This window comes from Kitasatospora purpeofusca (assembly GCF_036010405.1).
Lineage (GTDB): Bacteria > Actinomycetota > Actinomycetes > Streptomycetales > Streptomycetaceae > Kitasatospora > Kitasatospora purpeofusca.
Map to the genome: position 1 here is coordinate 8,259,988 of NZ_CP108561.1, position 23,380 is coordinate 8,283,367.

The following is a 23,380-nucleotide window of genomic DNA, read 5'->3' on the forward strand; positions in this document are numbered from 1 at the left end:
AACGCCCAGTAGCGGAACCAAGGAACGACGGAACCAAGGAGTCCACCACCATGTGCGGAATCGTGGCCTACATCGGCCCCAAGGACGCGACCCCCTTCCTGCTGGAGGGGCTCGCCCGACTGGAGTACCGGGGCTACGACTCGGCCGGCGTCGCCGTCGCCGGACGCACCGGCGGCATCAAGGTCCGCAAGGTCAAGGGCCGGGTCGCCGACCTCGCCGCCGCCGTCCCCGCCCGGTTCAAGGGCTCCACCGGGATCGGCCACACCCGCTGGGCCACCCACGGCGTGCCCAGCGACGCCAACGCCCACCCGCACCTGGACAACGCCGAGCGGATCGCGGTCGTCCACAACGGCATCATCGAGAACGCCGACGAGCTGCGGGCCAAGCTCGCCGCCGACGGCGCGGTCTTCCGCTCCGAGACCGACACCGAGGTGCTCGGCCACCTGATCGCCGCCCACGCCGCCGAGGGCGTCGAGCTGGAGGAGGCCGTGCGCGCCGCCCTCGGCAAGGTCGTCGGCACCTACGGCATCGCCGTCCTCGACGCCGAGCAGCCCGACCGGATCGTGGTCGCCCGCAACGGCAGCCCGATCGTGCTCGGCATCGGCGAGAAGGAGATGTTCGTCGCCTCCGACGTCTCCGCCCTGGTCCGCTACACCCGCCAGGTGGTCCACCTGGAGGACGGCGAGCTGGCCACCGTCCGCGCCGACGGCTTCCGCACCTTCACCGAGGACGCCCGCACCACCCACCGCCAGCCGTCCACCGTGGACTGGGAGATCGACTCCTACGACACCGGCGGCTACGAGCACTTCCTGCTCAAGGAGATCCACGAGCAGCCCGGCTCGGTCGAGCGCACCCTCGGCGGCCGCCTCGACGAGCGGTTCGCCACCGCCCACCTCGGCGGCCTCAACCTGGACGCCCGCGAACTGCGCGAGATCCGCCGGGTCAAGATCCTCGGCTGCGGCTCCGCCTACTACGCCGGCGAGATGGGCGCCCAGCTGATCGAGGAGCTGGCCCGGATCCCCGCGCACAGCGAGCCCGCCTCGGAGTTCCGCTACCGCAACCCGGTCATCGAGGCCGACACCCTCTACATCGCGGTCAGCCAGTCCGGCGAGACCTACGACACCCTCGCCGCCGTCCAGGAGGTCAAGCGCAAGGGCGGCCGGGTGCTCGGCGTCGTCAACACCGTCGGCAGCGCCATCGCCCGCGAGTGCGACGGCGGCATCTACCTGCACGCCGGACCGGAGATCTCGGTCGCCTCCACCAAGGCGTTCACCTCCACCGTCGTCGCCTTCGCGCTGATCGCCCTGCACTTCGGCCGGATCCACGACCTCTCGCCCGCCGACGGCCGCCGGATCGTCTCCGCCCTCAAGACGCTGCCCGACCAGATCCGCGAGGTCCTCGCGCAGAGCGACGCCATCGCCGAACTCGCCGCCGAGTACGCCGGGTCCGAGGGCATGATGTTCATCGGCCGGGTGCGCGGCTACCCCGTCGCCCGGGAGGGTGCGCAGAAGCTCAAGGAGATCTCCTACGTCCACGCCGAGGCCTACCCGGCGAGCGAGCTGAAGCACGGCCCGCTGGCGCTGATCAGCCCCGAGCTGCCCACCGTCGCCCTCGTCCCGGACGACGAGCTGCTCGACAAGAACCTCACCACCCTCGGCGAGATCAAGGCCCGCTCCGGCCGCGTCCTCGCCGTCGCCCACCGCCGGCCCGAGGCCAAGCTCGCGGACCACTGCATCCTGGTGCCCAAGAGCGAGCCCGAGCTGGACCCGCTGCTGCTCAACATCCCGCTCCAGCTGCTCGCCTACCACGCGGCGGTGGCGCTGGGGCGCGACGTCGACAAGCCGCGCAACCTCGCCAAGAGCGTCACCGTCGAGTAGTCGCTGACGCCCCCGGGACCGGCCGTGCAGCACGGCCGGTCCCGAGGGGCGTTCCGGGGCGCGCCCCGGGTGCCGTCGTCGGCGCCGTCGCGGGCCCGAGGGCCGGACGGTCAGGCCGCCCCGCGCACCGCCCCGGCGGCGCGGACGACGGCCTCGGCCAGCCGGTGGTTCTCCGGGCCGAGCGGGAGGGAGCTGAACCGGCGCCGCGTGTACCCGTAGGCGACGCCGCCGCGCGGATCGGCGAAGGACTGCGCGCCCACCGCGCCGCTGTGACCGAAGGCCTCCGCCCCGAGGAACGGGAAGCGGGTGCTCTGCGCCTCGAAGCCGAGGCCGAAGTGGTCCACCTCGCCGGTCACCACGTCGGTGCCGTGGGTGCGGACCGGACCGAACTCGGCGATCGTGGCCGGTGCCAGGAACGGCGTCCGCCCGTCCAGCCCCTGCGCCGCCGCCGCGTACAGCGCCGCCAGACCGCGGGCGCTGCCGAAGCTGCCGGTCGAGGCCGGCCCCTGCGCCTGCACCTGGCGGAGGTTGCCGAAGCCCGCCAGGTCGGTGGGCGGGGAGGCGTTCAGGTTGAAGGCGATCCCCATCAGGCTGTCGGGTGCCGGCGGCTCGCCCTGCTGACCGGGGAGGGGGACCGCCGGAAGCACCGGCAGGTACCGCGACTCCAGCTCCGCGGGCAGGCCGAGGAAGAAGTCCAGCCCGTACGGGGCCCGGATCCGCTCCTCGAACAGCTCCTGCACCGTGCGGCCGGTCCGGCGGCGGACCACCTCGCCGGTCAGCGCGCCGATCACGTAGGCGTGGTAGCCGTAGGCCGTCCCGGGCTCCCAGTAGGGCTTCTGGCCGGCCAGCCGCTCCGCGATCCGCCGGTCGTCCGCCAGCTCCTCCGTCGTGAAGCCGCCGTCGACCCCGATCAGCCCCGCCCGGTGCTCCAGCAGCTGCCGGAACGTCAGCGCACCCTTGCCCTCGGCCGCGAACTCCGGCCAGTAGTGGGCCACTTCCTTGTCCAGGTCGAGCACGCCCTCCTGCACCAGTAGGGCCGTCACCAGGTGCGCCGCCCCCTTGGCGGAGGAGTAGAGCGCGAACAGCGACCCGCCGGAAACCCCCTCGCCGGCCCAGAGGTCCACCACCCGCCGCCCGTCCAGGTGCACGGCCAGCTGCGCGCCACCGCCCGCCGGCTCCTCCGCCACCACGGCGGCGAACTCCTCCCGCACCGCCTCGAACCCCGGCGCCACGCTTCCGCCGACGACGTCACTGCTGGACATGCTTCCCCCTGTACGCGATCCTGCGGCCTTGATCACCGGCCTGCCGGGGCGTCAACCCGCCCCGGCGCCGGAGTATTCCGGCGCCGGGAGGGGAGCGGGCGGGTCGGTGTCAGTAGTCGGCGCTGGGCGCGCGGGTGGTGGGGCCGAGGTCCGGCTCGTCGCGGATCTCCAGGGCCTCGGCGTGGCGGTCCAGTTCGAGCGCCACGAGGGTGTTGCGGCCCGGCAGCCAGAGCGGGCCCGGCGCGTACAGGGTGCGCTGCGGGCCCTCCTCGGTGTAGCGGCCGAGCAGGAAGCCGTTGAGCCAGAGCAGGCCCCGGCCCCAGCCCGGGAGGGCGAGGAAGGCGTCCGCCGGCGTGTCGACCCCGGTCTCGAACCGGTGGAAGACCGGGTCGCCCCCGGCGGCGCCGGTGTCCTCGCGGAAGGCCAGGGCGGAGAGGTCGGCGAGCGGCAGCGGCCGGATCTCCCAGTTGTGCAGCCGCTGGCGCTCGTGCTGGACACCGCGCCGGATGCCCTTGCGATCGTCCATCTGGGGGCCGTAGTTGGCGCGGCCCAGGGCCTCGACCAGGATGTCCAGGGTGACCCCGGCCGGGCCGACCGCCAGCGGCAGGGTGCCGCCCGGCTCGTTGCGGTCCAGCACGCCGACCGGGCGGCCGTCCGCGAAGACCTGTGCGCGGTCCCCGATGCCGTCGATCCGCAGCGGCATCTCCGGGCGCGGCCCGGGGACGTGGGTGCGGTAGTGGATCAGGCCGAGCGACTGGCCGACCCGTTCCATCGGCTCGGTGGTCGGCCGGTGGACGGGCGTCGACAGCGCGTCCAGGGAGTCCAGCAGCCGCGCCCGGCCGGTCGCCCGCTCCAGCCGGCGGGGCTCCAGCCGCGGCGGCCGGGCCGGGAGTCCGCCCTCGGGGAGAGGCACGTACTTGCCGATGACGGAGCGCAGGGCGTGGAACTTCTCGGTCAGCTCGCCCGCCTCGCCGATCGGCGCGTCGTAGTCGTAACTGGTCACGGTCGGCTCGTAGCCGGCGGTCTCGGGCCCCGTCCCCGAGTGGTTGGCGCCCGCCCAGAAGCCGAAGTTGGTGCCGCCGTGCGCCATGTAGAGGTTGACCGAGGCGCCGGTCGCGAGCAGCTCGTCGAGCGAGGCCGCCGTCTCCGCGACGTCCCGGACGTGGTGCGGCTGACCGATCCGGTCGAACCAGCCGATCCAGAACTCCATCGCCGCCAGTGGCCCCTTGGGCTGCTGCCGCCGCAGCACCTCGAAGCGCTCCGGCGCGCGCGAGCCGAAGGTGCCGGTGGCCAGCACACCCGGGATCGCCCCGCCCTGCTGCATGAAGTCCTCGGAGCCGTCGGCGGTGAACAGCAGGCAGTCCACCCCGCGCGTCACCAGCCCGTCCCGCAGGTACGCCATGTAGGCGGCGTCGTTGCCGTAACTCCCGTACTCGTTCTCCACCTGCACGGCCACCACCGGCCCGCCCCGGCTGCCCAGCAGCGGCAGCAGTTCCGGGACCACGGCGTCGAACCAGCCGTCCACCTCGGCGAGGAACGCCGGGTCGGAACTCCGCAGTCCCATCGCCTCGGTGGCGAGCAGTCGGGCCGGCAGGCCGCCGGACTCCCACTCGGCGCAGATGTAGGGACCGGGGCGCAGTATGACGTCCAACCCGTGCCGCTCGGCGGTCCGGACGAACCGGGAGATGTCCCGCCAGCCGGTGAAGTCGGTCTCGCCGGAGGGGAGTTCGTGGAAGTTCCAGGGGATGTAGGTGTCGACCGTGTTGGCGCCCAGTGCGCGCAGCCGGGCCAACCGGTCGTCCCACAGCTCCGGGTGCACCCGGAAGTAGTGCAGCGCGCCGGAGACGATCCGGTGCGGCGCGCCGTTGCGGCGGAAGCCGTCGTCGTCGAAGTCGAGCTCGATCATGCGGACCAGCTTTCGGTTGACGCGGTCGTCGGTCGGGTACTGCTGCGTCGGAGCCGGCCCGGGGGTGTCGGCCCACCGGGCCTGCCCTCGTCCGGCCAGCGTATACGAGCCGTGTACGGACCCTGTCCGTGCCGCCTTCCCCGCCCGCGCGGTCCTACCCGCCTCCCGGAACACGGGGTTTTCCACGTGCCGCTCCACCCCTAGACTGCTCAGCTCGCGCGGCATTACCGACGGGTAGGTACGTATCCGCAGGCGCCGCCACCGACTGGCAGGGATGGGGAGTCCGGATGGCCGACGAGCGGGTGCACGCGTACGCGGACGACGCGTTGGGGGAGCACGACGCGGTGGCGCTGGCCGCCCTGGTGCGGGCCGGCGAGGTCGGCCCCGCCGAGCTGGCGGCCGCCGCGGCGGCCCGGGCCGAACGGGTCGACGCCGCACTCGCCCCGGTCGCCTTCGCCGCGTACGGGCGTCCGCCCGGGGCGGACGGCAGCGCGAAGGACGCCCCGCTGTACGGCGTGCCCAGCTTCCTGAAGGACAACACCGACCTGCGCGGGATGCCGACCGGCCAGGGCAGTTCGGCCTACCGGGCCAGGCCCGTCCGCCGCAGCGCGGGCTTCGCCGAACAGTTCCTCGGCACCGGCCTGGGTGTCCTCGGCAAGACCCGGCTGCCGGAGTTCGGGCTGAACGCCTCCACCGAGTTCGCCTCCGCCCGCCCCGTCCGCAACCCCTGGCGGACCTCGCACTCCCCGGGCGCGTCCTCGGGCGGCGCGGCCGCGCTGGTCGCCTCGGGCGTCGTCCCGATCGCGCACGCCAACGACGGCGGCGGCTCGATCCGGATCCCGGCCGCCTGCTGCGGGCTGGTCGGACTCAAGCCCACCCGGGGCCGGGTGGTGCCCAACGCCCAGGGCCGCCGACTGCCGGTGGACCTGGTGACGGACGGCGTGCTGACCCGCTCCGTCCGCGACACCGCCGCGTTCTTCGCCGCCGCCGAACGCCACTACCGCAACCCCGCGCTGCCCCCGCTCGGTCTGGTCGAGGGCCCCGGCACGGGCCGGCTGCGGATCGGCCTGGTGGTGGACTCGCCGGTCGCGCCCAGCGACGCGGCGACCCGGGCGGCGGTCGAGGCGACGGCGGCCCGGTTGGAGGCCCTGGGGCACGAGGTGACCCCGGCCGTGATGCCGTTCGGCGAGGAGTTCTCCCGCGACTTCGTCCTCTACTGGGGCTACATCGCCTTCCTGATCGCCACCACCGGCCGGCTGACCGTCGGCCCCGGCTTCCGGGCGAGCCGTCTCGACGGGCTGACCACCGGGCTGCGGCGGCTCTTCCACCGGGAGTTCCGGCGCGTGCCGGGGGTGGTCCGGCGGCTGCGGCGCGCCGAGGAGACCTACGCGGCGATGTTCCGGACCCACGATGTCGTCCTCTCGCCGGTGCTGGCGCACGTCGCGCCGCCGATCGGGTACCTGAGCCCGAACGTGGCCTTCGACGAGCTGATCGACCGGCTCACCCGGTACGTGGCGATCACACCGGTCAACAACGTCACCGGCGGTCCGGCGATAGCGCTGCCGACCGGTGCGAGCGCCGACGGCCTGCCGATCGGCGTCCACCTGTCGGCGGCGCACGGGGAGGAGCGGGTGCTGCTGGAGCTGGCGTTCGCGCTGGAGGCGGACCGGCCCTGGCGGCGGATACAGGACTGAGGGCGGTCACAGGGCCCCGGTGGTCGTTCAGCCGAGCACCGGGGAGGCGATGGCGCAGGCGGCCCGGACCTCGCTGCGCAGCGGGCCGAGCACATCGGGAGCGGCGGTCGCCCCGCCTGCCCCGGCGGTCGCGTCCCCGTCGGGCCTCGGCAGCGGGGTGCCGGTCCGCAGCGCCCCGGCCAGGGCGGCCAGGTCCGCCGCGATGGCGGCGACCTCGCCCGGCGGCGGCGCCGGCTCCCCGTGCTCGACCCGGACCCGGGTGGCGGTGGTGGCCTCCACCACCCGTTCCACCGCGATCACCAGCGGCCACCACGCCGCGGCCCGGGGCCCGGTCGGCGGGGGTTCGGTGAGCGCGCGCTGGAATTCGGAGCGGACCGCCGAGAGGTCCCGGTAGAGGCGCCGGCGCCGGACCGGCCGGGCGGGCCGGTCGTGGCCGGGCGCGCCGGCGAAGGCCAGCGCCACGTACGCCGAGGCGTCCGCGACGGCGTCGGCCAGCCGGTCGCCGATCCGGGTGTGCCAGGACTCCGGCCAGCACAGGTACCCGGCGACCAGGGCGATCCCGCAGCCGATCAGCGAATCGTAGAGCCGGGGCAGCACCAGCCCGAACCCCTGGTGGTTGAGCAGGTCGGACAGCAGCAGGATGACCGGGGTGATGGCCGCCGTCTGGAACGCGTACCCCTTGGCGGAGAAGGCCGGGATCAGCGCGGCCAGTACCGCGACGGTCGGCACGTCCCACCAGCCGCGCGGCACCTCGGCGAGCACCGGCACGGCGAGCAGCAGCCCGCCGGCGGTGCCGAGGGCGCGCAGCACGGCCCGGGAGAACACCGAGCCGAAGTCCGGCTTGAGGACGAAGGTGACGGTCAGCGCGACCCAGTAGGAGCGGGGCACCGGCAGCACCGACACCACCACCTGCGCCAGGCCGATGCACAGCGCGAGCCGCAGGCCGTAGCGCCAGGACGCGCCGGAGAGCAGCGCCGCCCGGGTCGCGCGCCGGGTCCGCACCCAGGGGGCGGCGGGGCGGCCGAGCCGGTCGGGGTCGGCGGCGTGCGCGTGGTCGGGCTCGGCGCCGACGGCGGCCGCGTAGCGCAGCGCCCGGTCCAGGGCGCGTTCCGAGGGGCCGGTCGGTTCGGGCAGGTCCAGGGCCTCCGGTGCGACGGCGCTGCCGCTCCGGGGGCGGTCGTCCTCGATGCCGTCGGCGAGCGCCAGGACGGCCGCCGGCCAGGCCTCCGGCAGCGGGCCGAGCCGGGCCGGGCGCAGTTTGGCGGCGGAGGCCGCCTCGACGATCGGGATCAGCGCGTTGAGCCGGGCGATCAGCCGGGTCAGGCCGGGGGAGCGGCCGTGCCGGCGGGTGCGGTGGGCGAGCAGCAGGTCGTAGGAGGCGTTGAGCGACTGGGTGACGTCCTGCCGCCGTTCGTCGTGCTCGGGGGTGCCGGCGGCGCGGACGAACGCGGCGACCGAGCGGTAGGAGGCGGCGACCGCCGCCCGTTCGGGGACGCCGCCGCGCAGCGGCCAGCCGAACAGGGTCAGCAGCAGCACCACCGCCCCGCCGGCGGTGAGCAGCAGCGGCGCAGTCCACCACGGGCGGGGCATCGGCAGCCCGGCCCCGACGACGGCGTTGAGGAGCAGCAGGAGGCCGGAGACGGAGGCGACCGAGCCGATCGAGGAGATCATCCCGGAGACCAGGGCCACCAGGGTGAGCACGACGACGGCGGTCCAGTCGCGGCCGTACACCAGGGTGCCGAGGGTGACGCCGACGGCGCCGAAGAGCTGCGGGACGGCGATGTTGAAGAACCGCATCCGGTAGGCATCGGCGGTGTCGCCGATGACGCCGGACAGGGCGCCCATCGAGACCAGCGCGCCGTACGCGGGCCGCCCGGCGGCGAGGCCGACGGCCAGCGGCGCGGAGAGCGCGACCGAGGCGCGGGCCACCGCCGCCCACGGCACCGGCGCGGGCCGGGGTCGAAGCCCGGCCGTCAGCCAGGTCGGCGGCGAGAGCCGGACGCCGTGTTCGCTCTGTGCCATGGGCCCAACCTACGGCGCCCGCCGGTACGGCCCCGGGCGCGGCGCGCACGGGCGGGCAGGGTCCACCGCGCAGGTGAGGAGCGGTCAGGCGGTGGCGGCGGTGCTGCCGGGCACGGGCGCCGGTGCGGGAGCCGGGTCGGCCGGTCGGCGGACGGTGGGGAGGTCGCGGACCCGGCCGACGGGGGAGAGCAGCAGGACCAGCGCCGCCAGCGGCACCCCGGCCGTGGTGATCCACATCGCCGGGCGCAGACCCACCGCGGTGCCGAGGACACCGGCGAGCAGGGCGCCGACCGGGATGGTGCCGTAGTTGAGGACGGCGGCACTCGCGGTGATCCGGCCGAGCAGTTCGGGCGGACAGTAGTGCTGCTGGAAGCCGGACTTGATGACGTTCCCGGCCACCACCCCGGCCGAGACCCCGAACCCGCCCACGGCGTAGCAGAGCACCCCCGCGCCGGTCCCGGTGAGCGGGATCAGCAGGGCGAGCGCGGGCAGGCCCAGCTCGAACAGGATCATCGCGCGCGCCGTGCCGACCCGGGCGGCCACCCGGCGGGCGGCGAACGCGCCCAGGACGCCGCCGCTGCCGGCCGCCGCGACCAGCCCGCCGACGGTGCCGGGGGCGAGTCCCACCTCGCGGACCAGGAAGGCGACCAGGATCGACTGGTACCCCATCAGCGCCATGTTGGAGGTGGCGCCGTAGAGGGTGAGGGTGCGCAGCCAGCGGTCCCGGGCGACCAGCCGCAGGCCCTCGCCGATCTCGCGCCGCAGCGCCCGGTCCCCGCCGCGCCCGTCGCGGGCGGCCGGGGTCTCGCGGTGCCGGATCCGGCCCAGGCAGAGCAGCGAGACCAGGAAGGTCGCGGCGTTGGCGAGCATGCCGTTGGCGGCACCGGCGAGCTGGGCCAGCAGGCCGCCGGAGCCGAGGCCGACGATCTGGGCGGCGGAGGCGCTGCCGTGCAGCTTGGCGTTGCCCTCGGGCTGGTCGGCGGGGGAGAGCAGATCGGGCAGGTAGGCGGTGTAGGCGGTCTGGAAGAACACGGCCGCGGTGCCGGTGAGCAGGGCGACCACGAGCAGCAGGCCGGTGCTCAGCCGACCGGCCCAGGCGGCGACGGGGACGGCGGTGAACAGCACGAGAGAGACGGCGGCGGCCACCAGCATCACGGTCCGGCGGGGTAAGCGGTCCACCCAGACGCCGGCCGGCAGGCCCATCACCAGCCAGGGCGCCCAGGCGGCGGCGCTGAGCAGGCCGATCTGGTAGGTGGAGGCGTGCAGTTCGGAGACGGCGACGAGCGGCATCGCGACGCCGGTCACGGAGGCGCCGAACTTGCCGGCCGTCTCGCCGCACCAGAGCAGCCGGAAGTCCCGGTGGCGGCGGAGCAGGCTGCGGCGGCGCCCGTCGCGGGTCACTCGGCGCTCCCGGGTCCGTCGGCGCTCCCGGGTCCGTCGGCGCTCCCGGGTCCGTCGGCGCTCCCTGGCCGCTCGGCGCTCCCGGGTCCGTCGGTGCGGGAGCGGCGCGGGAAGGACTGGAGCTGGACGACGATCGGCAGCGCGGCCGGGTCCGGCGCGGCGTCCGGGGCCGGGGTGTGGCGCTCGACGACGGCGAAGATCTCGTCGTTGAGCGCCTGGAGCTGGGCCGGGTTCAGCCGCAGCCGGCGCCAGTCCGAGATGGTGCCGACGTTGCGCCACTCGTCCGGCCAGTCCTCGGTGATGTAGTCGTTGACCCGGTTGAAGTACTGCTGGACCAGCTGGTTCAGATAGAGCGAGACCGCGCCGCGGGTGTCCGGGTCGTGGCGGAAGTCTGCGGTGTCGAGCCGGTTGGACACCTCCACCCGGCGCCACCAGCGTTCGCGCTTGGTGCCGCGCCCGGTCTCCTCCTCGATGAAGCCGTGTTCCGCGAGGTGGCGCAGGTGCCAGCTGACGGTGCCGGTGTTCTCGCCGAGCCGCTCGGCGAGCCGGGTCGCGGTCGCGGGTCCGTCGAGGTTGAGGAGCTCGAAGATCTGCATCCGCAGCGGGTGGGCGAGTCCGCGCAGGCTGCGGGCGTCGAGGCGGCGCTGCGGCGGCCCGGGGGGATCGGGCGGTCCGGGGGTGGTGGGGGAGTCGGGGTGCTCGGTGGTCATGCCCGCAGCCTAGATTGCAGAGGATCCTCTGCATAGGGGTATCTGCAGAGAAACCTCTGCATGTTTCCCGTTATCCCGAATCGCCTCCCGGGCGGTCCGATGATCTTCTAGAGTCGCGTCCGGTAGGACGGTAGGACTTCAGGGCCGTACGACCGCACGGTGCGTTCCACCCTCGCGCACCGGTTCCAGGGAGAGGCAGCACCATGACCGAGCCGCAGCCGAAGCCGTTCGAGCACGTCGACGAGGACTGGCAGAGCGCCCTCGTGGTCGTCGCCCACCCCGACGACATGGAGTACGGCGGGGCCGCCGCCGTTGCCCGCTGGACCGACCAGGGCAAGAAGGTCGTCTACGTGATGGCCACCAGCGGCGAGGCCGGGATCGACAGCATGGACCCGGAGCAGTGCGGCCCGCTGCGCGAGGCCGAGCAGATCGCCTCCGCCGCCGTGGTCGGCGTCGACACCGTGGAGTTCCTCGGCCACCCGGACGGCACCGTCGAGAACGGCCTGCCGCTGCGCCGGGACATCGCGCGCGCCGTCCGCCGCCACCGCCCGGACATCGTCATCACCATCAACTTCCACGACACCTGGGGCGGGCCGTACCTCAACCAGGCCGACCACATCGCGGTCGGCCGGGCCCTGCTCGACGGGGTGCGGGACGCGGGCAACCGCTGGATCTTCCGCGAGCTGACCGCCGAGGGCCACGAGCCGTGGAACGGCGTGCGGGCGATCTGGGTCTCCGGCTCGCCGGAGTCCGGGCACGCGGTCGACATCACCGAGCACTTCGACCGGGGCGTCGCCTCGCTGGAGCAGCACAAGGCGTACCTGGCCGGCCTCGGCGGAGCGATGGCGGACGCGCGCGGCTTCCTGGAGGGCTTCGGCCGCGAGGCGGGCACCCGGCTCGGCACCCGCTTCGCCGTCCCGTTCGAGGTCTTCCCGCTCGGCTGAGCCTCCCGGGGCCCGGCCGGACGGTCGCTCCCGGGTGTGCGGCGCAGGGTGAGGATGGTGAGGTCGTCCCGCAGCGGGCCGTGGCTGTGACGCCGGACGTCCTCCTCGACGGCCCCGGCCAGGGCGTCGGGGGAGCGGTCGGGCAGCTCCCGCAGCCGCCGGTCGATCGGGTAGAAGACGCCCCGGGCGTCCGCGGCCTCGGTCACGCCGTCGGTCACCAGGAGCAGGACGGCGCCGTACGGCAGGTCGAACCACTCGGCGCTGCGCACCTCCCCGGCGAGCTCGGCGAGGCCGAGCGGGACACCGGCATCCAGGGGAACCGTCCCCGGCTCGCCCCCGCCCAGCAGATAGGGGGCGAGATGGCCGCAGTTGACGGCCTGGACGCCGGTGCCGGGGCCGAAGCAGAACACGGTCGCGGTGACGAAGCGCTCGGTGTCGCCGTTCTGCGCCGCATAGGCGGGGAGCGGACGCAGGAGTTGGCGTTGGAGCGCGACGGCGCTCTGCCGTATTCGGAAGAGTTCGCGGTCCCGCCGGATCCGGCGGGCGCAGAGCACCACGACGACCGCCTCCGCGGCGACGTCGCTGAGCAGGGTCAGGGCGCGCCCGGTGACCGAGGGTGGCGGGAAGACCAGTGAGCTGACCAGGATGACGCCGGTGACCCAGATCGCGGCGAGGACGGTCTGGGCGAGCGTGCCCAGGCCGCCGAGCAGGGCGGGGACGAACACCAGCAGCAGGACGATCCGGGCGTCCCCGCCGCTCGCCGCCTGTGCGGCCAGCAGTACGGCGGTCGCCGTGAGCACCGCGGCGACGACGGTCCGGTTGTCGGGTGCCCGGCTCGGGCCGGGGGGCGTGGCGCCCTTGCGGCTGCCGACTCCGATCATCCTCGCCTCCCGCCTGCCCGTTTCCAGGCTCACCGGCCGGGAGGCCTGCCGCAACCGGGCCCGGGTGGCGTGCTCAGGAGTCGTCCCGCTCTCCCTCCCGCTCCCCCTCCCCCTCCCGCTCTTCGTCCGGTTCCTGCTCCCGCTCCGGTCCCCGCGGTCGGCGTCGGCGCAGCAGTTGCCGGACGGCGAGGGCGGCGACCAGGACGCCGAGCGCGACCAGCAGCCAGAGCTGGTAGCGCAGTGCCGTCCGCCAGACCGTGCCGACGTTGGCACCCGCGACATAACCGACGGCCGCCCACACCCCGACCCAGAGCGCCGCGCCGAGCACGTTGAACACCTGGAAGCGCCGCCGGGGCATGCCGGTCGTCCCGGCGATGAGGCCGCTGGTCTGCCGCAGGCCGTCGACGAACCGGGCCACCGTCACCACCTTGCCGCCGTGCCGGGCGAAGAACACCTCCGCGCGGGCCGCCCGTTCCGGGGTGAGCAGCACGTACGGGCCCCAGCGGTGGACGAAGGCCCGGCCGCCGGTGGAGCCGATCAGATGGCCGAGGGTGTTGCCGAGTACCGCTGCCGTGAACGCGATCGCCACCACGGCGGCGAGGTCCAGGTGCCCGGTGCCCGCGTAGACGGCGGCCAGCACCAGTACGGTCTGGCCCGGCGCGGGGACGGCGCAGTTGTCGAGCAGCACGAACAGCGCCACCAGCGCGTAGCCGTACTGCTGAAGCAGCGGCGCGAGCGCGGCGAGCGGCCCCGGCAGCTCGGGCGCGGCCTCGGCGAGGAACCGCGCCGTCCAGGGTGGGAGCGGCACCGCTCACCGCCCCGGGCCGGACGGGCGCGGGGCGGTGGGCGGTGGCGTCAGCGGGTCGCCCCGCGGGGTTCGATGTTGCAGTCCGGACCCGGGTAGACCAGGCCCTCGTGGCCGTCCTCGAAGCGGACCATGTACGGCGGCGAGCCGTCCTGGCCGCGGACCTCGACGATCTCGCCCTTCTGGTCGATCATGCCCACCGCCCGGCTGTGGATGTGGAGCTGGTCACCTACCGCTGCGTGCATGGTCGTGCTCCTCGGGTGTGTGCGGACATCGGCGGCCGACGGGCCGCCCGGGTCCCCGTCCGCTGTCTCCACTCTGCTGCGGGCGTGCACGGCCCGCAACGGCGCGGCGGGGCGCCGGGCCGGCGGTGCGTCGGGGGTGCCGGGCCGGCGGCGTGTCCGGGCGTCGCGGGGGAGGAGCGGCTCAGTGCGGCCCGAGCTGGTCGGCCAGGTAGCAGCGGACCAGCCGCTTGCACTCGGTGATCATCGCCGGGTCGCCGTCCCGGTCGCCGCGGAAGGCGAGCTTGAGCACCGCGTCGGCCGCTTCCAGCGCCACCCGCAGGGCGAGGGTCAGCGCGGCCGGGTCGGTCGTGCCGAACTGGTCGCCGCCGAGGGCCTGGAGCCGCAGCGCGACGGCCGTGTTGTTGTCCACCTCGGCGTCCAGCAGGTGCCGGTCGTCGTGGACGCCGCTCGGCGCGGCCGGTCCGGAGAGCCCGAAGTCCACCTGGCCGAAGCCGGGGACGGTCCGCTTCATCGCGACGAACTCGTCCACCGCGAGGTCGGTGAACCCGGTCGGCCCGTCGGGGGCCTCGGTGCGCAGCCGGTCGTCGAGCCGGTGCAGATAGTGGTCGAGGTTGCGGTCGGCCAGCGCGGCGAGCAGGTCCTCCTTGCCCGCGAAGAACTGGTAGAGGGTGCCGATCGGCACCTGGGCGCGCTGGGCCACCTCCTTGGTGGTGAGCGCGGCGGCCCCGGCCTCGTCGAGCAGCGCGGCGCACGCGTCCAGGATCCTTCCGTAGCGTTCCTGGCTGCGCTGCTGCACCGGCCGTCGCCGCCCGGGGCCCGTCCACCCCGCTGTCCGGTGACTCCTCGTGTCCGCGCTCATATGGCCACTGTGCCGCATCTGCCGTTCGGCGGGCCAATCCCCGGGCCGATCGCCGGACCGATCGCCGGACCGATCCCAAGGCCGATCCCCGGACCTGTCCGCGGGGGACAGGCCGTAGGCTCTCTGCGCTGATCATGAGGGGCAGGAGAGGAAGCCATGGGGCAGAAGATCATCCGGTTCTCGGACCTGACCGGCAGGCACGCGGAGGACGAGGACCAGCTGGTGCGGGTCGTGGTCCGCGCCCACCCGGAGCTCGTGGACGGGCCGGTCGCGATCGAGGCGCTCGCCGGGGAGCTGGCCGAGGTGCGGGGGCTGGCGCTCGACCTGGTGACGATCGAGCTGCACCGCCCGGACGCGGAGGAGCCGGAGACGGTGGTCATGACCGCCGAGGCGTTCGACCGGCTGGCCACGGTGACGCCGATGGCCGAGGTGCTGCGCGGTGCCGAGCGGGTCGCCGCCCGGGCGGTGCCGGTGCAGGCCCCGGCCGCCGGGGCGGGGCGGGAGCGGGTCAACTACGCGAGCACGGAGCACGCCGGCCGTCCGCACAAGGGCCGCACCACCGACGCCGAGAAGCAGCTCGTCCGGCAGCACCTGGACGAGATCAACGAGCGGCTGGCCGCCGAGGGCGTGCGCACCGTCGACCTGGCCAACCCGGAGCACGTCGCCCGGTACGGCCTGGAGGAGCTGGCCGCCGAGCGCGGCGTCACCCTCGGCTGAGTCCGGCCGGGCCCGGCCCCCGGGAGCGCGGTGGACGCGTTCCCGGGGGCGTGCCCGAGCCGGGGGCGGAGTGGAGGGGGATTGCTGACGACTCGTCAGTTCTCTTCGTCCGGCCGGTCTCAGCGGAACGCCGGGGCGGTCCGGGCGGCCCAGTCGGCGAAGGTGCCCGGCGCGCGGCCGAGGATGCGCTCGACGTCCGGGCCCGGCGTCCGCTCGGCGGGCAGCGGCCGGCCGAGGATGGCGAGGGTGCCCTCCACCACCGGCTCCGGCATGAACGCCAGCAGCTGGGCGCGGGCCTCGTCGCGGGTCTGCTCGACGAACCGCACCGGGGTGCCCAGCGCGGCGCCGATCGCCTCGGCCCGTTCGCGCGGGGTGACCGCGGCCGGGCCGGTGAGCTCGTACGTCCGGCCGGTGTGGCCGTCCTCGCGCAGGGTGGCGGCGGCGACCGAGGCGACGTCCGCCGGGTCGACGGTGGGCAGTCCGACCTCGGCGAACGGCGCGGCGGCCGTGCGGTCGGCGCGGATCGAGTCGGCCCAGGCGAAGGCGTTCGAGTTCAGGCCGCCGGAGCGCAGCACCGTCCAGTCGAGGCCGGACTCGCGCACGGCCTCCTCGAACCCGGCGGCGTGGCCGTAGACCTCGGGCCGCGTCCCGACGCCCTGGGAGGAGAGCAGGACGACCCGGCGCACCCCTGCCGACCGGGCCAGTCGGAGGATCTCCTGCGGCGCCTCGCCGGCCACCAGCAGGAACAGGGCCGTGGCGCCGTCGAGGGCGGGGCGCAGGCTCTCCGGGTCGGCGAGGTCCGCCGGTACGTGCCGGACGCCGGCCGGGAGCGGCCCCGGCCGACGGGAGACGGCGGTCACCTGCTCGCCGGCGCCGACCAGGGTCCGGACCAGCTCGCGGCCGACGTTCCCGGTCGCACCCGTGACAACAATCATGGTAAACCCCCTGTGGAGAGCGGCAGTTGGCCGCTCCGATTGAGTTAGTCAGTTGGCTGACTGAGAACGACGGTAGCCGATGCCGGGCCGGACGTCTACTCTTAGTCAGGTGACTGACTCAAAGACCTCGAAGACAGCGAAGACGGCGAAGACGGCCAGGGCCGCGAAGGGCTCGAAGGATCCGGAGGCCGTGAAGGCCGTGAAGGGTGCCGGCCGGGCCCCGGGCAAGCGCGAGCGGCTGGCCGCGGCGGCGGCGCAGGTGCTGCACGAGAAGGGGGTGGAGCAGACCACGCTCGCCGACATCGCCCGCGCGGCGGACGTCCCGGTCGGGAACGTCTACTACTACTTCAAGACCAAGAACGAGCTGGTCGAGGCCGCGATCCAGGCCCACGGGAGCGGGCTGGAGGAGCTGATCGAGCGGCTCGACGCGCTCCCTGCCCCCAAGGAACGGTTGAAGGCGCTGCTGGCAGGCTGGGTCGGGCAGCGCGAACTCACCGCCCGGTACGGCTGCCCCACCGGCAGCCTCGCCTCGGAGCTCGACAAGCGCGCCGACGGCCTCGACGTCGCCGTCGCGGAGGTCGTGCGCAGGCTGATCGGCTGGGTGGAGGAGCAGTTCGCGGAGCTGGGGCGCGAGGACTCCCGCGAGCTGGCGGTGGCGCTGGTCGCCGCCTATCAGGGGATCTCACTGCTCACCAACACCCTTCGCGAGCCCGGGCTGATGCTGGCCGAGGGGGAGCGGCTGGAGCGCTGGATCGATTCGCTGGGCTGATCGCTGGTGTCCGGAACCTGCCAAGACGATGGGCCGGGGACGGGAGCGGACCGCCGGACTCCGCCGCCGACGTGCGCGAATTTCTCGTCCCACCAGGAGAAACGCCGCCGCAGCGGAACGCGTAACGCGGCCGCGGCGGGATCCCCCTTGCGTTGGTGACCTTGACCGCCTTGATTCATTGCGGCAGGATGCCCGATGGTCGGAACGCGCATCTCAGTCGCACGACCCCGTTCCTGCACTGCTGAAATACCCGCAGAACTGCTGCTTTTGATCGCACTTGACGACAAGGGAGCTTTGTGTGAGTTCAGCACAAGACGGTGCCGCATTGGACAGGAAGCAGTCGCTCGCGGGTATGTTGGCGCGCGCTCGGGCCAAGATCACCGAAGGTCCCCGACCGCGCCAGGACCGGAACAATGTACCGCTCTCGCATTCACAGAACACTTTGTGGTTCGTGGACCGGTTGCAGACCGGTGGGACGACCTACAACGTCGCATTCCTGTTCCGGCTGGAGGGCGACCTCGACGTCGCCGCGCTGACCGATTCCTTCGCGAGCATCGTCGTGCGGCACGAGGCGCTGCGGACCCATGTGCTGGTGGAGAACGACGAGTACTTCCAGGGTGTCGTCGAAAATCCCGCGATCGCCGTGGAACGGACCTCCGTGGAATCCGCGGCCGAGGCCGAACGGCTGATGGCCGAGCTCGCCGGCACGGTGCTGGACCTGACCGCCTTCCCGCTCTGGCGGGCCTCCCTGGTCACGGTGGCCGACGACCTCCACTACTTCGGCTTCCTGGTCCACCACATCGTCTTCGACGGCGTGTCGACCTCGATCTTCTTCGAGGAGCTGGAGCAGGAGTACAACGCCCGCCGGGTCGGCGCCGAGCCCAAGGTCGAGCCCCCGACCGTGCAGTTCGCCGACTTCGGCGCCTGGCAGCGCAAGCGGATGGCTGCCGGGGCCTGGCAGGAGAGCGTGGATTACTGGGCCGCGGCGCTCCGCGGGGTGGACGTCATGGACATCCCCGGCGACCGTCCGCTGCCGCCCGAGACGACCTACGCCGGCGCCGCCGAGGTGACCACCTGGGAGGGCCTGGCGGCCCGGGTGAACGAGCTCGCCTCCGCGCTGTCGACCACGCCGATCACCGTTTACGCCACGGCGATGGCCGTGCTCTACAACAAATACTCGGGGTCCGAGGACATCATCTTCGGAGTGCCGACGGCCAACCGCACCGAAGTCGAATGCGAAAGGACGATCGGCTTCTTCATCAACATGCTGCCGCTACGGTGCCGGGTCGATCCCGGGGCGACGTTCCGGGAATGTCTCGTGGATGTCCAGCGACGGTTCCGGGACGGTCAGGCGCACGGTCACCTGCCGCTGGAGGAGATTATCGCCGGGGCCGGTGTGCGACGTGAGTCCGCGCGCTCCACCCTGTTCCAGTACACGCTGACGATGAACGAATGGGCGGAGCCGCTGCGGCTCGACGGAATAACCGCCGTGGAGACCGAGCCGGAGACCACGCACGCGAAGTTCTTCCAGTCCTGGACGGTCACCCGGAACGGCGCGGATCTGGATGTCCACACCGCGTACAACACCGATGTCTTCGACGCCGCGACCATTTCCACGATGCAGCGGGCATTCGTCGGAATCCTGAACAGGGCCATTGCTTTTCCAAACCTTTGCATTGCCGAGGCGTGGGCCCACGACGAGGATTCCCGGGCGGTGCAGTCCGTTCTCGGAAAGGGCCGCGATACCTCGCTCCCGACCGGCAACGTGTTCACGCATTTCCGTGCCGCCGCGGCCGAGCACCCGCAGCGGCCGGCGGTGGTCACCCCCGGCGCGACGCTGACCTACGGCGAGCTGCGGGACCGCGCGGAGGCGCTCCGGGCCCACTTCGCGGCGCAGGGCATCGGCCCCGGCGACCGGGTGGGCGTGGCGCTGGAACCGTCCCCCGACTTCCCGGCGACCGTGCTGGCCCTGCTGGCGCTGGACGCCGTCTACGTCCCCGTCGACGCCATGAACCCGCCGGGCCGCATCGCGTCGATCCTCGACGGAGCCGCGCCGAAGCTCGTGGTCTGCGACGCGAGCACGGCCGGGGTCGCACCGGCGCTGGAACACCCGCTCCCGGTGCGGCTCCCGGCGGCGGACCCGGCCCCGGTGGAGGCCCCCGGCGGCAGTGCCGTCGCGTACCTGATGCACACCTCGGGGAGCACGGGGACGCCGAAGGGCGTGCTCGTCACCCACGACAACATCCTGGCGTTCGTCCGCAACGTCCGGACGCTGTTCGAGCTCACCCCGGAGGACCGGTTCCTCGGCTACGCCTCCTGCGGCTTCGACGTGTCGGTCTTCGAGATGTTCGGCGCGCTGCTGACGGGGGCCTCGCTGCACCTGGTGCCGGCCACGACGCGGCTCGACATGACGGGCGTCCAGCGGTTCCTGGAGGAGCACCGGATCACGGTGACCGACCTGCCGCCGTCGGTGATGAAGCTGCTCGACCCGGCGCCGCTGGACGCGCTGCGGATCGTCTTCGTCGGCGGCGAGGCGTTCTCGCACGAGCTGGTCCGGGCCTGGGGCAGGGGCCGGCGGATCTTCAACGGCTACGGCGTCACCGAGTGCACCGTCACCAGCATCGTCGAGGAGCTGACGGAGCCGCTGGCGCCGTCAGCGCTGCCGATGGGCGGGCCGATGGACAACCACCTCGCGTACGTGCTGGACGCGCGCAACGTCCCGGTGCCGCAGGGTGTGATCGGCCAACTGGCCATCGGTGGAGCTGGGTTGTCCGCCGGGTACTGGAACAGGGACGAGGACAACCGGCAGCGGTTCATCCCCGACCCGGTCGGTGACGACCCCTCGGTCCGGCTCTATCTGACCGGCGACCTGGCGCGCTTCAACGGCGACGGCCGGCTGGTGTACATCGGCCGGGCCGACAAGCAGGTCAAGATCAACGGGGTGCGGATCGAGATCGGCGAGATCGAGAGCGCCGTCCGCTCCGCCCGCGGCGTGCGCAATGTGTTCGTCCAGGTCCAGCAGGACCAGGAGCAGAAGCGGGTGGTGGCCTACTGCGCGACCGGCGGGACCGGCGAGGCCTCCGAGACGGCCCTGCGCGACCACTGCCGCAAGCTCCTGGTGTCCACCATGGTGCCGAGCCGGTTCGTGCTGCTGGACGAGCTCCCGATCAACGCCAGCGGCAAGATCGACGAGCGCGCGCTGCCGGGGGTCGACGACGACGGCGCCGCCGAGACGGAGCCGGTGGACCGGCTCACCGAGGTCGAACAGCGGATGCTGACCCAGGCGTTCGGCCCGATCCTCGGCCGCACCGACTTCGCGAAGAACATCAGCTTCTTCGACCTGGGCGGCACCAGCCTCCAGGCCGCCCAGCTGGTGTCCAAGATCAAGAAGCTCTTCGGCACCGACATCTCGCTGGCCGCCTTCTTCGCGGACTCCAGCGTGCAGGCCCTGGCGCTGGAGGTCGAACGCGCCCAGCTGGCCCGGCTGTCCCCGGAGGAACTCCAGGCGGCCATCGAGGGGATGACCGAGGAGGACGTCGCCCGCCTCCTGGCCGAGTGAGGGCCGGGGGATGGGCCGGGACGGAGTTCGGGACGGCGGTCGGGACACGGACCGCGACAGTAAGCGCGACAGGGACCGCGACGCTGGGGGACATGTGACGCACGACGGCGGGGAACGCCTGAACGCCCTTCTCCGGACGAGATCGGCACCGGCGGACACGACGAGTCTCGTCGAACTGGGCCGCTCGGCGACGGCCGGCCGGGTGGTGCTGTTCGCCCACCCGGTGGGCGGCAGCCTGCTGGCCTACCAGCCGCTGGTGCGGCGACTGGCCGACCACCGCTGCCTCGGGCTGGACGCGACCGCCCGCGCGGTCGTCGACGCCGGGCCGGCCGGGTCGATCCAGGAGCTCGCCCGCCGGCACGTCGAGAGCTTCGGCGAGCACGGCCCCCGGATCGACGTGGTCTGCGGCTGGTCGTTCGGCGGCGCCCTCGCCTGGGAGATCGCCTGCCTGCTCGCGGAGCGCGGGGAGCGCCCCGAGGTGGTGCTGCTCGACTCGACCTGGGCCGGCCGGACGGTCCCGGTGTGGACGCCCGCCGAGGCGCTGCACGGCTTCGTCCAGGACGCGCTGCAACTCGGCGGGGAGGCGGACGGGTTCACGGCCGGGACGCCGGAGGAGGCCGCCGCGCGGCTGGACATGGACCCGGAGGTGTTCGCCGAGCGGCTGGCCCTCTTCACCCGCAACCGGCGGCTGGTCTGCGAGTGGCACCCCACCCCGGGCGACCTCGACCTGGTGTCGGTGCGCGCGGCGGAGTCGCTCACCTCCGACTGGCGCACCGTGACGACGGGCCGCGTGGACCTCCACGACCTGCCCGGCGACCACTACGGACTGCTCGGCGACAGCGGCAACGTCGCCGTGATCGAGCGCGTCCTCCGGGAGCACCGGACCGCCACCGTCGCAGCACCGGCCCCGGGCACGGTCGGGCCCGACGAAGCCGTGGAGCCCGACGAGGCCGTGGAGCCCGACGAGGCCGCCCTGCACACGACGCTGGCCAAGCTGGTCGACACCCCGCACTGGCGCGACCTGGTGATCCGCGCCCGCCGGATGGACCCGGACGCGATCGCCGAGGCCTACCGGGAGCTGGGCCGGCGCGGACTGCTCGCCCCGGACTGGCCGCGCGAGTTCGGCGGCGGCGGCCTGCCCACCCGGCTCGCCATCGAGCTGTTCGAGGGCTTCTGCTCGACCGGCCTGCCGGACCTCGTCCACGCGCTGACCGTGCAGATCGTCGGCAACTTCGTGCTCAAGTCCGGTTCGGAGCGGCTGAAGCGCGAACTGCTCCCGCGCCTCGCCGGCGGCGAGGAGTTCTCCACCGTCCTCTACAGCGAGCCGCGCGCCGGCAGCGACCTCGCCGCGCTCCGCACCAGGGCCGAGCGGCGGGACGGCCGCTACGTCCTCAACGGCGTCAAGGTGTTCAGCATCTACAGCGACATCTCGGGTTCGGCCCTGGTGGCCGCCCGCACCGGCCGGGACGGCCACAAGTACGACGGCATCACGCTCTTCGTCGTCGACCTGGCCGCCCCCGGGGTGGCCGTCGAACTGGTGGAGACGGTGCAGCGCGAGCGGATGTGCCGGGTGCGGCTGCGCGACGTCGAGGTCGAGGACTGGCGCCGGGTCGGCGAGGAGGGGCGCGGCTGGGCCCTGCTGGACGGCGCGCTGGCCATCGAACGCACCGGCATCGACCACGTGGTCAGGGCCGCCCGCTGGCTGCGGGCGCTGCACGCCACGGTCGGCCGGTCGCCCGGGCTGGAACGCCTCGAAGGCCAGGTCGAGTGCGCCACCACGCTGGCCCGCGCGGCCACCGAGGTGTTCCTGCGGGCCGACGTCAGGGCGATCGACACCGCCGTCGCCAAGCTGTACACCAGCGAGACCTGCCAGCAGGTCGGGCACGAGGTGCTGCGGCGCTGGAGCACGCTGGGCCGGACCCCCGGCGTCGACGACCTGGTGCACGAGGAGCTGTTCTCGGGCCTGACCGAGTCACCGGGGCTCACCCTGTCCGCCGGCACCTCGGAGATGATGCTCTCCACCATCGCGGCGGACCTCAAGGAGGAGTACGAGCGGCGCTGCCTGGCGGTCCTGCACCGCTTCGGCGGGGAGCTCGTCGACACCGTCCTGGAGGTCCTCGGACCGTTGGGCGCCGGGGTCCGGGTGGAGCCGCTGTTCGCCCACTCGCCGGCCCGGCGCACCGCGCTCGCGGAGACCCTGGCCGAGCTCGGCCTCGACGGGGTGGAGCGGCCGGAGGAGGAGGGCGGCCTCGGCCTCGGCCTCACCGTCGGCTGCGCGATCGCCCTGGGCCTGGGCTACCTCGGGTACGAGAACGCCTACCGGGCCTGCCGTCCCGACCACGGGTCGGCCGGGGCAGTGGACGAGGACTCCCACGGCGGCTGCGCCGCCCCCGAGTGCCGGCTGCGCCACGCCGCCCACGCGCTGGGCCTCGGCCTCGGGCTGTTCCGGACCGCCTGGGAGCACGCCTCCGCCCGGGAGCAGTTCGACCGGAAGCTGGTCGACTTCGACGCCCTGATGTTCCCGCTGATCCGCGGCTACGCCGAGCTGAACGCCCTCGGCACCCGGCTGCACGAGCTCGCGGAGCACGTCGCCGAGGTGGACGGGGAGGTGCTCGGCCGCTTCGAGCTGGTGGCCCAGGACGCCCTGGTGCGCGTCGTCCGGGCGGCGATGCAGGTGCTGGGCGCCCAGGGAATCACCGAATGGTCGGTCGCCTCGCGCTTCTACATGAAATGCGCGGAGAGCATCGGATTCCTCGACCGGGGGAGCGCGGCGGCCGTCGGATAGGCCCGGACC

The 23,380-nt window shown here is 73.8% G+C and carries 16 protein-coding genes and 1 pseudogene; 7 read left to right on the plus strand and 10 right to left on the minus strand.

The window, feature by feature from the left end; all coding sequences use genetic code 11:
- Window positions 1-50: 50 nt before the first annotated feature.
- Entirely contained in the window at window positions 51-1,877 is a 1,827-nt protein-coding gene (glmS, locus tag OG715_RS36010; protein WP_266273079.1) for a glutamine--fructose-6-phosphate transaminase (isomerizing), read from the plus strand.
- A 110-nt stretch (window positions 1,878-1,987) separates the two neighbouring features.
- Here glmS and OG715_RS36015 read toward each other — a convergent pair whose 3' ends face one another.
- Together OG715_RS36015 and OG715_RS36020 are read right to left on the minus strand one after the other, a co-directional pair.
- Window positions 1,988-3,139 (minus strand): serine hydrolase domain-containing protein, encoded by a 1,152-nt coding sequence (locus OG715_RS36015; RefSeq protein ID WP_266273078.1) that lies wholly within the window; start codon window positions 3,137-3,139, stop codon window positions 1,988-1,990.
- A gap of 109 nt (window positions 3,140-3,248) precedes the next feature.
- Window positions 3,249-5,045 (minus strand): glycoside hydrolase family 35 protein, encoded by a 1,797-nt coding sequence (locus OG715_RS36020; protein ID WP_266273077.1) that lies wholly within the window; start codon window positions 5,043-5,045, stop codon window positions 3,249-3,251.
- Window positions 5,046-5,332: 287 nt separating this feature from the next.
- Between OG715_RS36020 and OG715_RS36025 the strand changes: the two genes are divergently transcribed.
- Window positions 5,333-6,739: an amidase gene (locus OG715_RS36025; RefSeq protein WP_266273076.1), complete on the plus strand. Its 1,407-nt coding sequence runs from the start codon at window positions 5,333-5,335 to the stop codon at window positions 6,737-6,739.
- 27 nt (window positions 6,740-6,766) lie between these two features.
- Here OG715_RS36025 and OG715_RS36030 read toward each other — a convergent pair whose 3' ends face one another.
- From OG715_RS36030 to OG715_RS36040, 3 genes are all read right to left on the minus strand, one after another.
- Entirely contained in the window at window positions 6,767-8,761 is a 1,995-nt protein-coding gene (locus tag OG715_RS36030) for an FUSC family protein (protein WP_266273075.1), read from the minus strand.
- 84 nt (window positions 8,762-8,845) lie between these two features.
- Window positions 8,846-10,162, minus strand: coding sequence for an MFS transporter (locus OG715_RS36035; protein ID WP_266273074.1), 1,317 nt, complete (start codon window positions 10,160-10,162; stop codon window positions 8,846-8,848).
- Complete coding sequence (locus OG715_RS36040; protein ID WP_266273073.1) at window positions 10,159-10,872, minus strand: ArsR/SmtB family transcription factor; 714 nt, start codon at window positions 10,870-10,872, stop codon at window positions 10,159-10,161. Before OG715_RS36040 ends, OG715_RS36035 begins: the two co-directional genes overlap by 4 nt.
- A 203-nt stretch (window positions 10,873-11,075) precedes the next feature.
- Here OG715_RS36040 and OG715_RS36045 point away from each other — a divergent pair, with 203 nt between their 5' ends.
- A complete protein-coding gene (locus tag OG715_RS36045; protein WP_266273072.1) occupies window positions 11,076-11,816 on the plus strand; it encodes a PIG-L deacetylase family protein in 741 nt (246 codons plus the stop codon).
- Window positions 11,817-11,914: 98 nt separating this feature from the next.
- Here OG715_RS36045 and OG715_RS42535 read toward each other — a convergent pair.
- From OG715_RS42535 to OG715_RS36065, 4 genes and pseudogenes are all read right to left on the minus strand, one after another.
- Window positions 11,915-12,697: pseudogene (locus tag OG715_RS42535) on the minus strand (PP2C family protein-serine/threonine phosphatase); the annotation flags it as partial.
- Window positions 12,698-12,770: 73 nt separating this feature from the next.
- Window positions 12,771-13,505 carry a DedA family protein gene (locus OG715_RS36055; RefSeq protein WP_266273069.1) on the minus strand — a complete coding sequence of 245 codons (735 nt, stop codon included), beginning with the start codon at window positions 13,503-13,505 and terminating at the stop codon, window positions 12,771-12,773.
- A 47-nt stretch (window positions 13,506-13,552) separates the two neighbouring features.
- Entirely contained in the window at window positions 13,553-13,747 is a 195-nt protein-coding gene (locus OG715_RS36060) for a DUF1918 domain-containing protein (protein ID WP_266273068.1), read from the minus strand.
- Window positions 13,748-13,928: 181 nt separating this feature from the next.
- Complete coding sequence (locus OG715_RS36065; RefSeq protein WP_266273067.1) at window positions 13,929-14,606, minus strand: TetR/AcrR family transcriptional regulator; 678 nt, start codon at window positions 14,604-14,606, stop codon at window positions 13,929-13,931.
- A gap of 156 nt (window positions 14,607-14,762) precedes the next feature.
- Between OG715_RS36065 and OG715_RS36070 the strand changes: the two genes are divergently transcribed.
- Window positions 14,763-15,323: a hypothetical protein gene (locus tag OG715_RS36070; protein ID WP_266273066.1), complete on the plus strand. Its 561-nt coding sequence runs from the start codon at window positions 14,763-14,765 to the stop codon at window positions 15,321-15,323.
- Window positions 15,324-15,442: 119 nt separating this feature from the next.
- On the opposite strand, the gene OG715_RS36075 is transcribed toward OG715_RS36070, so the two are convergent.
- Entirely contained in the window at window positions 15,443-16,258 is an 816-nt protein-coding gene (locus tag OG715_RS36075; RefSeq protein WP_266273065.1) for an SDR family oxidoreductase, read from the minus strand.
- Between the two features lie 109 nt (window positions 16,259-16,367).
- Here OG715_RS36075 and OG715_RS36080 point away from each other — a divergent pair, with 109 nt between their 5' ends.
- The 3 genes from OG715_RS36080 (at window position 16,368) to OG715_RS36090 (ending at window position 23,371) form a co-directional block, all read left to right on the plus strand.
- Window positions 16,368-17,027 (plus strand): TetR family transcriptional regulator, encoded by a 660-nt coding sequence (locus OG715_RS36080; protein ID WP_438268129.1) that lies wholly within the window; start codon window positions 16,368-16,370, stop codon window positions 17,025-17,027.
- Window positions 17,028-17,379: 352 nt separating this feature from the next.
- Entirely contained in the window at window positions 17,380-20,586 is a 3,207-nt protein-coding gene (locus OG715_RS36085) for a non-ribosomal peptide synthetase (RefSeq protein WP_266273064.1), read from the plus strand.
- A 94-nt stretch (window positions 20,587-20,680) separates the two neighbouring features.
- A complete protein-coding gene (locus tag OG715_RS36090) occupies window positions 20,681-23,371 on the plus strand; it encodes an acyl-CoA dehydrogenase family protein (protein WP_266273063.1) in 2,691 nt (896 codons plus the stop codon).
- Window positions 23,372-23,380 lie beyond the last annotated feature (9 nt).

Coding starts and splice junctions, on each gene's coding strand:
- glmS (WP_266273079.1), top strand. CDS start 51: ATGTGCGGAATCGTGGCCTACATCGGCCCCAAGGACGCGACCCCCTTC.
- OG715_RS36020 (WP_266273077.1), bottom strand. CDS start 5,045: ATGATCGAGCTCGACTTCGACGACGACGGCTTCCGCCGCAACGGCGCG.
- OG715_RS36065 (WP_266273067.1), bottom strand. CDS start 14,606: ATGAGCGCGGACACGAGGAGTCACCGGACAGCGGGGTGGACGGGCCCC.
- OG715_RS36040 (WP_266273073.1), bottom strand. CDS start 10,872: ATGACCACCGAGCACCCCGACTCCCCCACCACCCCCGGACCGCCCGAT.
- OG715_RS36025 (WP_266273076.1), top strand. CDS start 5,333: ATGGCCGACGAGCGGGTGCACGCGTACGCGGACGACGCGTTGGGGGAG.
- OG715_RS36085 (WP_266273064.1), top strand. CDS start 17,380: ATGTTGGCGCGCGCTCGGGCCAAGATCACCGAAGGTCCCCGACCGCGC.
- OG715_RS36030 (WP_266273075.1), bottom strand. CDS start 8,761: ATGGCACAGAGCGAACACGGCGTCCGGCTCTCGCCGCCGACCTGGCTG.
- OG715_RS36060 (WP_266273068.1), bottom strand. CDS start 13,747: ATGCACGCAGCGGTAGGTGACCAGCTCCACATCCACAGCCGGGCGGTG.
- OG715_RS36045 (WP_266273072.1), top strand. CDS start 11,076: ATGACCGAGCCGCAGCCGAAGCCGTTCGAGCACGTCGACGAGGACTGG.
- OG715_RS36075 (WP_266273065.1), bottom strand. CDS start 16,258: ATGATTGTTGTCACGGGTGCGACCGGGAACGTCGGCCGCGAGCTGGTC.
- OG715_RS36070 (WP_266273066.1), top strand. CDS start 14,763: ATGGGGCAGAAGATCATCCGGTTCTCGGACCTGACCGGCAGGCACGCG.
- OG715_RS36015 (WP_266273078.1), bottom strand. CDS start 3,139: ATGTCCAGCAGTGACGTCGTCGGCGGAAGCGTGGCGCCGGGGTTCGAG.